The following is an 11293-nucleotide window of genomic DNA, read 5'->3' as shown; positions in this document are numbered from 1 at the left end:
CATGCGCTCATCTACCCTGTTTGGTATCTATGCAATGGTTCTTGTCGGTTTTCTTGGGGGGCTGGCGGGCCTGACCTTATACAGCCTCGAAAAAACCCGGTGGTGGGATGCGCGGATACAGTTGGCGCAGGAATCCTATGGGCTGCATCTGCGGCTGGAAGCGGACCTCTACCGCCTGTTCAAGCAGCACGGCGATGCGCTGCTTATCGGGGATCGGGACGACGGGGTGAGTGAAGTCGAACTGCGGGCAAAGATCGCCCAGACTCTGGAAGCGATCCGTAAGACCATCGCGCGTGAGATTCAGATGGTGGGCGACGAAGAGATTGAGGAACTGGAACTGCTTGATGAGATTGAGGATGATATCGAATCCGTCAACGCGGCCATCGCAAGCCTCTCAGCCGAAGGCAACCCGATTGAGACCTTTGTTCAGATAGAACGCCTGGCGGGTCTGCTTGATGGAGATATCGATGACGCGCTTGATCAGAAGATTCAGGCCGCGCTGGATGAAGAGATTGAGGAGGTCGAGGATGTTCTGGCCGAGGCAATCGCCTTTCGGCAATGGAACGAGCGGTTGGTCTACATGATTGTTCTGGCCGCAATCGCGGTCCTGCTGGTGGGGCTTGTATCGTTCAACCGGCAGATCAGAAAGCCGCTGACACGGTTGGCAGATGGCATCGGTCGCCTGCGCAAGGCCGACTATTCCGAGCCGGTCCATCTTGGTGGCAGTCTGGAGTTTCGCGAACTGGGCACCGTGCTGAACGGCATGGCCGAGGGCCTCGCCGCGCGTGAGGCCAGCCGCGCCGAGCAGAAGCGGCGGCTTGAAGATACCGTTGCCACCAGAACGGCCGAGCTGCAGCAGCTTATCGATAAGCTGGAAACCGGCGAGGAAAACCGCAAGCGGTTGATGGCGGACATAAGCCATGAGCTGCGCACCCCCCTGGCCATTATTCTGGGCGAGGCCGATGTTACCCTGCGGACGTCGAATTCCCTGCCCGACGAGGCCTCGGATTCGCTGGCGCGTATTCGGGATTCAGCAAAGCATACCAATCAGATCGTAGATGACATGCTGACCGTTGCACGATTTGAGGCCGGCCAGTTGAGGCTGGATCGCAGGCAAACCGACCTGCGCAAGATCGTTCATGATGCTGTCGCAATGTTCCCCGACCCGGTTCGGTTCGATAGCCTCGACATCAAAGTGATGGCATCGGTCGATGAGGTGCGTCTCCGCCAATCCGTGCTGGCCCTGCTACAGAATGCGCGGCGCTATGGAGGGCCGACGATCGGGGTCAAGCTGGACGAGGGGCTTGCTTCGTGCACGATAGCCATCGAGGATGACGGGCCGGGGCTAAGCGCGGCAGAGAAATCCCAGGCCTTTGATCGGTTCTTTCGGGGCTCGAACGCGTCGGGGCAAGGTATCGAAGGCAGCGGCCTGGGGCTGCCGGTGGTAAAATCCATCGTCGAAGCGCATGGTGGAGCTGTCGATCTTCAGGATCGGCCAGAGGGCGGGCTGCGGGTCGTCATAAGCCTGCCAAAGGCTGCGCGGATGTAAGTTGTTCAAACCGGCACGATGCAAAAAAGGGGTTGATGCGCGGACATCAGGGCTAACCTGATTTTGTCGGCGCAGTTTCGAACAGCGAAAGAGTTGAGGCACGTCATGAATATCTTGCTTGTCGAAGATGAGGCCCGCGTTGCCGATTTCATACGGCGCGGTTTGTCCGCCGAGGGCTGGGCGGTGGATCACGCTCCGGATGGTGAAGATGCCTTGGAGCTTGCCGCGACAAATACCTATGACGTTATTCTTCTGGACCTGATGCTGCCGGGCATTCAAGGTCAAGATGTGTGCCGCAAGCTTCGCGCCCGCAAATCGAAGACACCGATCCTGATGTTGACTGCTCTGGATAGCCCGGAAGAAAGGGTCGAAGGGCTGAAGATCGGCGCTGACGATTACCTGCCCAAGCCGTTCGACTTCGACGAGCTGATCGCGCGGGTCGAGGCACTACATCGCCGCGCCAACGGCTATGCTCGCGATCTCAGCGAGACCGAGATCATCTGCGGAGATCTGAAGTTTGATCGGACTTCGCTTCAGGTTTCGGTAGCAGGGCAAGAAATCAAGCTGTCAAAGAAAGAGCGTGATCTGCTGCTGCTCTTTCTTACCAACACAGGCCGTGTGCTGTCGCGTGAACGCATCCTGAATTCTGTCTGGGGGGTGCACGAGGACCCGTTGACAAATGTAGTCGACGTCTATGTTGGCCGGTTGCGTCGCAAGATCGGGGCCGAAGGCCAGCGGATCGTCACGCTCAGAAACGTTGGATACCGGATGGGCTGAGTGCGGTATTGGCGCAGCGCAAGAAGTAGACGCGTAGAACCAGAACCTGCAAATCTGTCATGATTTTGATCTTGGTGAAAAGTAACTGCAAGAAAGCACACGCATGATGCCTGGGTGGATTGATTAGCAGAACTTCGAGGGTTGGTGGGTTCACAGCCCGCCCAAACCGGGGCACACCGGCATCTGACGATGCCACTCACTCCAAGAACCCGGCCAATCCTCGTGGCGGCCTTCTCCGGGTGTTTCGGCGCAGTGGAGGAGGTCGCCTATTTTGTGACCTGGCGGGCTGCTGAAGGCAGTGCATGCTAGCCTTGGGGTTGTCAAATCTTATATTTTGCAGAACCAAATGTATTGCGGGAAAGTGCGCTGCATTCTGTAGGATACAGTTCTGGACATCATTACGTTGCGTCAGGGATTCGCGCTGAAAGATGTAGAGAGAATCTCTTTAATAATTGATACTAAATGATAATTTAGGAACCTTGAAAGCTACCTGACTGATAAGCGGACCTGCACAGGCCAATCTTACATATTTTTAAAGATTCTGAATAATTCAGTTAAACTGAATATCGCCTCTACACTCATCTGTCGGTTTGTATGAGTCGTAGGCAAGCATGTTAAGCATCATCATCTGTGCGATCGCATATGTCAGCTTTGAGTGCACCAACCTGTGGTGCGTCCTTGCAGGTGGCAAAGGCGATGCGATCTCTCTGCTACTCGCGTGTCAGACACCGTTTGGGTATTGGCCGGTGCTGAGCGCTGCACGGCTGTTATGGCAGACTGCGGATATTGTGCCGATACAACCTGCGCCGACGTTTCGGTTGCAGGCCACCACGCTCGCTTTGCCGCGTCGGCGTGCCGCCGCGCAAAGAGCGCTTCCGCAGATCGACGAGCAACTCATAGACACGTTGCTGCACCATACAAACAGCGTGATGACTCCGGGCGCAAGGCCGCGGACCACGTCAGAGATGTTCTAAACGATGCTGCTTTCATACCCCGGAAACAACTTTCCACCCAGAACCGGTGAGTGAAGACGATGGAAAAAAACAAGCAAAGCTCTCTGTCGGTCGCCACGCGGTTTGGCGAACGGTTTGGGCTGGTCCGGACATACAAGATCAAGATCCCAGGCACCGGCCCTGCGAATGAAGAATCTGAGCCGCTAAATGGCACCTCTGACAGAAAAAGAGTTGCTGGTATTAACTTAACGAAGGAGAAGATGATGTCTTTGGACATATCAAAACTCAGTGAAATCAAAGGTTTGATCGGCGCCTGTTTGGTCGACAGTGACACCGGTCTAACACTTGCTACCGAAGGTGGCGCCAAGTTCGACCTTGAAACCGCTGGGGCGGCGAATGTGGAAGTCGTGCGCGCCAAACTGCAGGCAATCGATGCGCTGAAGCTGAATGACGTGATCGAGGATATCCTCATCACGCTGGGCAAGCAGTTCCATCTGATCAGGCCCCTGGAAAAGAACCCGAATATCTTCGTCTATGTGGCGCTGGACAAGAAGACCGCCAATCTGGGTTTGGCCCGTCTTCAGGTAAAAGCCGTCGAAGAGACGTTGAGTTTATAAATGACCCCCTCGCGCCGACGGTTCAGGCGCAGTAATGTGCCTGAACCACCCGTACGAGGGCTTGTTGCGTCAGCGTTGCTTTCTGCAATGTGATTGAAAGCCGGAACCATGAAAATTCTAGTCGCCGAAGACGATGTCAAAACCGCAGAGTTCGTGATCTCGGGGCTCCGCTCCAGCGGGTTTACGGTTGAGTGGTTCGAGGATGGACGCGATGCTCTGTCATACTGCCTGTACAACCAATGCGATGCGGTGATCCTTGACCGGGTGCTGCCCGGCATGGACGGCATGTCGATATTGAAAGCGCTGCGCGCGGCGCAAAATCAAACGCCGGTGTTGTTTCTGACCTCAATTAGCGACGTGAGTGATCGCGTCGAAGGTCTGACCGAAGGTGCGGATGATTATCTGGTCAAGCCCTTTCACTTCTCAGAGCTTCTGGCCCGTCTGCAGAGCGTGCTGAAACGGCGCACCGACAAGGTCGAGGCGACGGAATTGCGCGTTCTGGATTTGTCGATGGATCTGCTGAAACGTCTGGTTCGCCGACAGGATCAAACCATCGATCTGAAACCACGAGAGTTCGCGCTGTTGGAACTTCTCATGCGCAACTCGGGCAGGATCGTGACCAGAAACATGATCCTCGAACAAGTTTGGGATTACAACTTCGATCCGAACTCGACGGTGATCGAGACCTATATCAGCCGTCTCAGAACCAAAATCGACAAACCGTTCGAGGTCGCGCTTTTGCATACCATTCGAAATGTCGGGTACAGCCTCCATGGACCGCGCTAGTATTTTCTCGGGGGCGCCGTTTAGAACCGCGTGCTATGCGGCGCTTGTTGTCTGGGTCATCACGGCGGTGTTTGGATACGCTGCCTATGTTGCGCTGAAAGACACGCTGCGGGCCAATCTCGAGCAGCAAATTCTGGAAGAGGAACTGCTGCTGCATGAAATCCTGCTGGATGGCGGCACAGACGCGCTCCAGCGCGCGGTCGACCACCTGAACAGCCCGAACCGAACCACGCTGCATATAATTGCGCTGTTCGACAAGCATAACTCTGCTCTTGCAGGCACTGTGGCCAAGATACCCGAAACAAATGGCTGGCACGAAGTTGACCCTGATTTTGTTGAGATCGGGGGCGGTAGCCCTGTTTATCTGCTCAGAGCATCCGACTACCTCGGGTATCGCACTGTCGTCGCACGCAGCATGGCATCGATGAACCAGGCATTAACCACTCTATGGGAAAGCCTGGTGCTCCTCACCATTGCAACCACCATCGTCGTTCTCGGGCTTGGCTATTGGGTAAGTTATTACAGCTACGGCAAGCTCAGGCGCATTGAAAAAACACTCGACATGGTTTCCAAAGGGAATACTGAGGCCCGCCTTCCGGTTTCAAGCCTTAACGATCAGATTGATCGGGTGTCACGTCTTATGAACCGCCATCTGGACCGGTTGTCCAGTTTGATGATCAGCACGCAGACCACTGCCGTCACCATCGCCCACGATCTAAAGACTCCTCTATCCCACGGATTTCTGGCACTGCAGCAGGTTTTTGCGGAGCTGGACTATGGCGGCGACCCACGGCCAAAATTATTTGAACTGGAACAAGAGCTCAAACGGCTCAGCGCCGTGTTCGACACCATTCTCAGGATATCGCGGATCGAGGCCGGTACTTATAGACGGCCGTTCTCGACCGTTAATTTGAGTGCCCTGGTCGCTGATGCGGTTGAGACCTTCCTGCCCGTGGCCGAAGACCAGCAGATGAACATCACAGCGGATTTTAACGCCGATACCATACTGGTCCGGGGTGATGAGCAGATGCTGAAGCAACTTCTGGTCAACCTGATCAACAATGCGATTAAATACTGCCCACCCGAGGCCTGGATACGTGTCTCGCTTGTGGCCAGCAACGACTCGGTGGTGCTGGAGGTCTCAGACAATGGCTTTGGCGTACCCGGCCCGCTTCTTGATAAGATATTTGACGCGTTTTACCGCGTCGATGGGATTCGTAAGGAAAGCGGAAACGGCCTGGGTCTGGCGCTTGTCAAAGCCGTCGCCCTACGGCATGGCGCTAAGATTTCAGCCAATAACAACGATCCCGGGCTGAGGATTAGCGTCAGCTTCGGCAAACCCGACGTGAACACTATAGAAAACGACGTGTTCGATGGTCGTAAGAAGAAAACGTGAAACGAGGTGTATTATGCTGGGAAAACTGGTTCTGATGAGCGGCGTAGCCTGTGCTTCGAGTGCCGTTGCAAGCGGAATGGAGTTTCACTGCTTATCAGATGTAACAAGCGACGAGATCAGAATTTCACAACCCGAAGAAGGCGCAGACGCGCAACTAGTGTTTCACGACATCAAAGGGTCTGCGACGATCGCGCATGGCCTTGATGGTGTAACCTTTATCCATATCAAAGAAAACGAAGTCTGGACGCTCGCTCTACATTTCCCCACGATGAAGTATGAACTGTCCGCACATGGATCAGAAAACCTCGAAGATCATGGTCAGTGTACGCAAAACAGCGAATGAGTTGAGACCATTGCAAGAATACGCTCGCGATCTGAGCAATCCGCACCGCACCGGGTTGGTGTAAGACGACTTTTGTGCGCCCTCATTGAAGGTCGGCTTTACGTCGTTCCAATTCCCGATCGTAACCGTTTGCTAAGGCTCAAACGGATGGTCGTGCAGTTCGTGGTGTAAGCAAAGTGCCCTTGTAGTTTAGTTGCACCAATTATTAGGCACTGACGTTCGGTCATAGGTTGTGTAGAAATGTCATCCTCACGACCTGCCTTCTTTGAGAAAGCTCTCCATCTCGAAGCGGCCATCCATAACCTGCGTGCCGTTCGCCGAAATCTCGGAGGCCGGCCATGTTCTTACTGCAAAGCCCACGATGAAGGACATGATCGACACCCAGGGGAAACCCTCGCCCCGAAGGGTCGGCGTTAACAATGCGTCTTTGTTCCCCGGCTTCTGCAATAAGCATGATACGGCGCTGTTCAAGCCAATTGAGGGGGAGACTGTGTCGCTGAACAAGGACACAGCTTTTCTCTTTAGCTACCGGGCGATCGCCTATGAGCGGTTTGCGAAGGAGGCGCAACTCAAGGGTATTTCGGTGCAGCGAGATTTGGACCGCGGGCTCCCGTTCCTTCAACAAAGACTGATCCAAACCCACCTAAAGAACTTTCAGAATGGCGTGAAGATCGGTATGCGCGACGTGGATCGATGGAAGAAACAGTTCGACGAACGACTTCTTTCGGGCGCCCGAGACGATTTTCACTTTCTTGCGGTCCGGTTCGATCGCGTCCTTCCTATCGTGGCTTGCGGCGCCTTCCATCCCGAATACGACGTTCAGGGCAAACCGTTACAGCGGCTTGGCCGAACCGGCGAAGATTACGATCACGTTACGGTCAATGTGACGTCGCTCAATGGCCAGACAATTTCTGTTTTGGCTGGATTGGTAGCGAAGTTGGACCGGCTGGCGCGTTTGCGAGTTCGTTTGCGGGAGTTGCTGACGGTCGAAAGGCTGATGTGCTACTCAGGCTGTTGTTCCTCCATACCGACAACATGTTCCTGCGTCCAAGTTGGTGGGACGCTCTGCAAACGTCTCGCCGCGCTGCATTCACCGAACTGATGATGAGCGGCACCCAATCGTTCCTTAGCTGCTTTTGCGAAGGTCCGCTTTTTCGCACGCTGCCGATCCCTGCGGCATTCGCAGCGAATGACCGCTTTCCGCCCCATTCCGGACGTTCAACTTCTAGTGTCATGTGGCAAGTGGGCGGGACAAAGTTCGAATTCGCTGCGGTTGCTCGAACGACAGCTGCTGGTGGGTTGCGACGACAACGCCCTGCTGGTCGGGCGGGAAAGGTACTTGTACGCGATTACAAAATTCTTTGCTGCCCGTCGCGAATGGGGACCAACGTACATCGATCATCGTTGGGTGATAATTCCGGTTCTCAAAATGTGGTTCTGGGTGCAACTTTCCTTAGCCAAATAGATTATTTTAGTCGTGTAATAAAACTTTCAAACTCCGCGTCCGAGATTGTTGCGCACTCGTATGGGTTTGGAAATTGCTCCTCTTCAACAGATTCCCTGAACGCCGTAAGTGCAACTCGGCGTTGGTGTTTTATCTGTTCATATAGTGATTTGAGATCACCAAAGGCGCGTGCGTGGCGCGGGCTTTCAGGTTGCTCTCCGCATATGTCATTTTGAAAAAGGTAGATGATGTCTGCGCCGGGACCCGAACCGAGCGACGATGTTATCAGCGACGTACGCGAGGAAATCTCAGCCATTACTCGGTCACAGATTACTTCAGCCTCTACCGAAAAGGCTCCGGCATCTTCCATTGTGCGAAACGCATTCCAAAGCGCGATAGCCTCTTCCGCAGTCTTACCAACGGCGCGCAGGCCGCCCCGCCAAGTGGATTTGCGAGGAACCAGGCCAAGATGACACATCACGGGGATGTCTTCGCGCGCTAAAAGTTCAACGATGTGCGGTCCTCTTGCCGTGTAGATGCTGTCGGCACCATCCTTCATGGCCTCAAACGCGGCGGTCAGCACGTCACTTTCGGTTGCAAAGTCCGGGAGACCGAGTGCAGCGGTGAAGAACAATTCAGGCGCGCCTTGACGCACGGTGGACGTGTTGTGGGCATTGCCCATGATCAAGTCAATTCCGGCATCTTTCGCGGCTGCTGCCTCTTCGGTTGTATTCGCCGTCGTCTGAACCAGCTTGCGGATACCCTTTAGCGCACGAAGGTCGGAAGCGGTGTAGTTTCTAAGTGAGAACTTCGCGTCCCAGTCGTAGATACGTTTCATGACGTCACCCGATATCGATAAAGACATCTCCGTCTTCGACCTTAACTGGGTAGGTTTTCAGGTTCACACAGACTGGTGAGCGCTTTGCCTCGCCGGTGCGATAATCGAATTGGCCGTTGTGCATGGGGCATTCGATCAGATGATCGATCACCAGACCGTCTTCCAGATGCACTTCTTCATGGGTGCACAGGCCGTCTGTGCAGTAAAATTCGTCCTCGGGGCTTCGGTAGATGGCAAAGGTACGATCGCCATTGTCGTAACGGATTAGATCTTCGGTTTCGATGTCATCGCAAGCGCAGGCGCGGGTCCAGTTCGTCATAGGCTTTCCTGTATTCCGGGGAGTGGGTCACTCGGCCGCTATGGCTGTTGGTCGAGTGTATTCTGGGCTGGGGTTAGCGTCCTTGGGCAGCAACGGCTTGCGGTCGACAAAGTAGAACGGATCGCGCCGCTGGATCAGAATGGCTGGGAGCATTTCGCGAAATGCGGTCAGTGTTCCCTTGTAAGCTGGTGGGCAATCGCCTTTGATTTCTTCGTGCAGGGCCGGGAGATTGTAGAACGGCACCATTGGATACATGTGATGTTCCACATGGTAGTTCATGTTCGAATACACGAAGCGGAAGAACCGGTTCATGTAGACGGTTCGCGAGTTCAATCGGTGATCCGGGACGTCTTCTGCCAGCCCGGCATGCTGTAGTGACGCCAACAGGTGATGCAACCACGAACCATAGAAAGTGGGACCGCCGATCAGTACAATGGGCAGCCATGATTGCAGCACCATTGCCAAAGCAAATGTCATTGCGAGGATTGCGAGGTGAACACGCGACGCCAAGAACGCCTTAGAACGGTCGGCTTCGATGAGGAAGGTTTTCTGATCTTTGGTCAAACGACCAGCCGACAACCGAAACATCTTCTTCAATTCACTCCAGCCAGATTGCAGATGCAGCATGTTCCATAAGATGTTGAGTGGATGCGGAGGCCGTGGAAACGCAATCTCGGGGTCTTTTCCGACGATCACCGTGTCCGTGTGATGGCGTGTATGGCTCCACCGCCAAAGATAGGGGTTTTTCAGCGACATAAATGAGGCCAGCTGATAGGCTGCAGTGTTCAGCCAAGGCGTTTTGAATACAGTCCCATGGCAGCATTCATGCCAACGGCTGTCGGCACAGGATCCATAAAACACCCCGTAGAGGATGACAGACGGCACTGCCCACCACGTACCCCAGGTCAGAATGACCAGAGCACCGGTTGCCAACACAAATCCCAGCCAGATCCCGTAGTCGATCAGGGCCGGAGCATCGCGGCGCTTCATCAGTTCCTTCATCCGTTTCCGGGGGACTGGAGTAGAATACCACTGTTTAGGTGCAAAGCTTGGACCGCTGTCCCGGCCCGTCAGCGAATAATCCCGCCAAGGAATGGTATTGTCCTGCAGCACATCAGGTTCCTTTTCTACATTGCTGTTGCCGAGCAGAACCGAGGAGCGCCTGAATCGTCAAACCTGTCGTGATATTTTCTATCATTTCTCTCAGAATATTCTGTAAAATAGATGATACGTTTTATCATGGAGCGTGCTATGGCCCGTGTCACACTCAAAGACGTCGCAGAAAAGGCGGGGGTAGGCGTCGCAACAGTAGACCGCGTTCTGAATGCGCGTGCGCCGGTTTCTGCGGCGACAACTGCGCGGGTTCTTTCAGCGGCAGAAGCGTTGGGGTATCGCTCGGCAGGATTGTTGCGGCGCCGAGTTGAGGAGATGGCTCCAGCTAAACGGTTGGGCTTTATTCTTCAAAAGGAAAGCAAGTGGTTTTATCGCGAATTGGCAATCGAGTTGCAGCAAAAAGCAGAGCAGTTGCGCAGTATCCGGGCAAATGTTGTGGTCCGGTATGTAGAAAGTCTGTCGCCGTCCGAGCTTGCAACTGCGATTGACGAAATGCACGGCAAGGTAGACGCCATAGGCTTGGTTGCGATTGATCACCCGGAGATCAATCGTGCGATCGCCAGCGCTGATGTCCCTGTCATTGCATTGCTGTCGCCGCTGTCTTCGCCTCACATTACTGCCTATGTCGGGATCGACAGTCGAAAAGCGGGGCGGACGGCAGGTTGGGCGATGGCGCGTCTTGATCGAACCGAAGGCGCGGTTGGCATCCTTATCGGGTCGCACAGGTATCTGGGGCACGAAGCGCTTGAGAGTGGGTTCAGAAGCTACATGCGCGAATTTGCACCGCAGAAACCTCTTCGAGACTCTGTGGTCTATCTGGATGACGCGGCAGTCGCATATGAAGCGACAGCAGAATTGCTGCGGGCCAACAAAGACCTCTCCGGCGTCTATCATTGCGGAGGCGGAGTGACCGGAGCATTGAAAGCGCTGCGCGAGGCAGGGCAATCGCGAGAGATTGTCTACATCTGCCATGAACGGACACCGGTTACCGAAGCCGCGCTTGCCGATGGCAGTATCGATTTGGTGATTAACAACCCGCTGGATCAGGTTGCTGATCGCGTGACTCAGATGATGTCTCGGTGTCTGACCGGAAAACCAATCCAGGAACAGGTTGGAGTTATTCCGTTTGATCTCTGCACATCTGAAAACCTGTGAACA

12 protein-coding genes and 1 pseudogene are annotated in these 11293 nt (G+C 54.5%); 10 read left to right on the top strand and 3 right to left on the bottom strand.

Annotated features, from left to right (window positions below; all coding sequences use genetic code 11):
• The first annotated feature begins 1 nt into the window (after nt 1).
• The 8 genes from ACR0KX_RS19485 (at nt 2) to ACR0KX_RS19450 (ending at nt 7523) form a co-directional block, all read left to right on the top strand.
• Nucleotides 2-1549 carry a sensor histidine kinase gene (locus tag ACR0KX_RS19485; RefSeq protein ID WP_170623124.1) on the top strand — a complete coding sequence of 516 codons (1548 nt, stop codon included), beginning with the start codon at nt 2-4 and terminating at the stop codon, nt 1547-1549.
• A 105-nt stretch (nt 1550-1654) separates the two neighbouring features.
• Nucleotides 1655-2326 (top strand): response regulator transcription factor, encoded by a 672-nt coding sequence (locus ACR0KX_RS19480; protein ID WP_170623126.1) that lies wholly within the window; start codon nt 1655-1657, stop codon nt 2324-2326.
• A 611-nt stretch (nt 2327-2937) separates the two neighbouring features.
• The gene (locus tag ACR0KX_RS19475) at nt 2938-3300 is read left to right on the top strand and encodes a hypothetical protein (RefSeq protein ID WP_170623128.1); all 363 of its coding nucleotides are present in this window, start codon (nt 2938-2940) and stop codon (nt 3298-3300) included.
• 59 nt (nt 3301-3359) lie between these two features.
• Nucleotides 3360-3896 (top strand): roadblock/LC7 domain-containing protein, encoded by a 537-nt coding sequence (locus ACR0KX_RS19470; RefSeq protein WP_480627440.1) that lies wholly within the window; start codon nt 3360-3362, stop codon nt 3894-3896.
• Between the two features lie 108 nt (nt 3897-4004).
• Complete coding sequence (locus ACR0KX_RS19465; RefSeq protein ID WP_170623130.1) at nt 4005-4682, top strand: response regulator transcription factor; 678 nt, start codon at nt 4005-4007, stop codon at nt 4680-4682.
• A complete protein-coding gene (locus tag ACR0KX_RS19460; RefSeq protein ID WP_170623133.1) occupies nt 4669-6078 on the top strand; it encodes a sensor histidine kinase in 1410 nt (469 codons plus the stop codon). The genes ACR0KX_RS19465 and ACR0KX_RS19460 overlap by 14 nt, the downstream gene beginning before the upstream one ends.
• 13 nt (nt 6079-6091) lie before the next feature.
• Nucleotides 6092-6421, top strand: coding sequence for a hypothetical protein (locus ACR0KX_RS19455; protein WP_170623135.1), 330 nt, complete (start codon nt 6092-6094; stop codon nt 6419-6421).
• A 361-nt stretch (nt 6422-6782) separates the two neighbouring features.
• Entirely contained in the window at nt 6783-7523 is a 741-nt protein-coding gene (locus ACR0KX_RS19450; protein ID WP_480708702.1) for a hypothetical protein, read from the top strand.
• 364 nt (nt 7524-7887) lie between these two features.
• On the opposite strand, the gene ACR0KX_RS19445 is transcribed toward ACR0KX_RS19450, so the two are convergent.
• From ACR0KX_RS19445 to ACR0KX_RS19435, 3 genes are read right to left on the bottom strand one after another with little or no spacing between them, the layout of a single operon-like run.
• Complete coding sequence (locus tag ACR0KX_RS19445; RefSeq protein ID WP_170456766.1) at nt 7888-8703, bottom strand: 3-methyl-2-oxobutanoate hydroxymethyltransferase; 816 nt, start codon at nt 8701-8703, stop codon at nt 7888-7890.
• Between the two features lie 4 nt (nt 8704-8707).
• Entirely contained in the window at nt 8708-9022 is a 315-nt protein-coding gene (locus ACR0KX_RS19440) for a MocE family 2Fe-2S type ferredoxin (protein WP_170410362.1), read from the bottom strand.
• Between the two features lie 27 nt (nt 9023-9049).
• Nucleotides 9050-10135, bottom strand: a complete 1086-nt coding sequence (locus ACR0KX_RS19435) for a fatty acid desaturase (protein ID WP_170456764.1) — start codon at nt 10133-10135, stop codon at nt 9050-9052.
• Nucleotides 10136-10246: 111 nt separating this feature from the next.
• Here ACR0KX_RS19435 and ACR0KX_RS19430 point away from each other — a divergent pair.
• Together ACR0KX_RS19430 and ACR0KX_RS19425 are read left to right on the top strand one after the other, a co-directional pair.
• Nucleotides 10247-10405 (top strand): annotated as a pseudogene (locus tag ACR0KX_RS19430) (LacI family DNA-binding transcriptional regulator); the annotation flags it as partial.
• Nucleotides 10406-11290, top strand: a complete 885-nt coding sequence (locus ACR0KX_RS19425) for a substrate-binding domain-containing protein (RefSeq protein ID WP_480708735.1) — start codon at nt 10406-10408, stop codon at nt 11288-11290.
• Nucleotides 11291-11293 lie beyond the last annotated feature (3 nt).

This window comes from Ruegeria sp. BG5 (assembly GCF_056538425.1).
The sequence above is the reverse complement of the archived record's forward strand: the minus strand, read 5'-3'. Positions and strand labels throughout refer to the sequence as shown.

What these genes read in the sequence shown, in the direction of transcription:
- ACR0KX_RS19485 (WP_170623124.1), top strand. Translation starts at nt 2, where the DNA reads ATGCGCTCATCTACCCTGTTTGGTATCTATGCAATGGTTCTTGTCGGT.
- ACR0KX_RS19480 (WP_170623126.1), top strand. Translation starts at nt 1,655, where the DNA reads ATGAATATCTTGCTTGTCGAAGATGAGGCCCGCGTTGCCGATTTCATA.
- ACR0KX_RS19475 (WP_170623128.1), top strand. Translation starts at nt 2,938, where the DNA reads ATGTTAAGCATCATCATCTGTGCGATCGCATATGTCAGCTTTGAGTGC.
- ACR0KX_RS19470 (WP_480627440.1), top strand. Translation starts at nt 3,360, where the DNA reads ATGGAAAAAAACAAGCAAAGCTCTCTGTCGGTCGCCACGCGGTTTGGC.
- ACR0KX_RS19465 (WP_170623130.1), top strand. Translation starts at nt 4,005, where the DNA reads ATGAAAATTCTAGTCGCCGAAGACGATGTCAAAACCGCAGAGTTCGTG.
- ACR0KX_RS19460 (WP_170623133.1), top strand. Translation starts at nt 4,669, where the DNA reads ATGGACCGCGCTAGTATTTTCTCGGGGGCGCCGTTTAGAACCGCGTGC.
- ACR0KX_RS19455 (WP_170623135.1), top strand. Translation starts at nt 6,092, where the DNA reads ATGCTGGGAAAACTGGTTCTGATGAGCGGCGTAGCCTGTGCTTCGAGT.
- ACR0KX_RS19450 (WP_480708702.1), top strand. Translation starts at nt 6,783, where the DNA reads ATGAAGGACATGATCGACACCCAGGGGAAACCCTCGCCCCGAAGGGTC.
- ACR0KX_RS19445 (WP_170456766.1), bottom strand. Translation starts at nt 8,703, where the DNA reads ATGAAACGTATCTACGACTGGGACGCGAAGTTCTCACTTAGAAACTAC.
- ACR0KX_RS19440 (WP_170410362.1), bottom strand. Translation starts at nt 9,022, where the DNA reads ATGACGAACTGGACCCGCGCCTGCGCTTGCGATGACATCGAAACCGAA.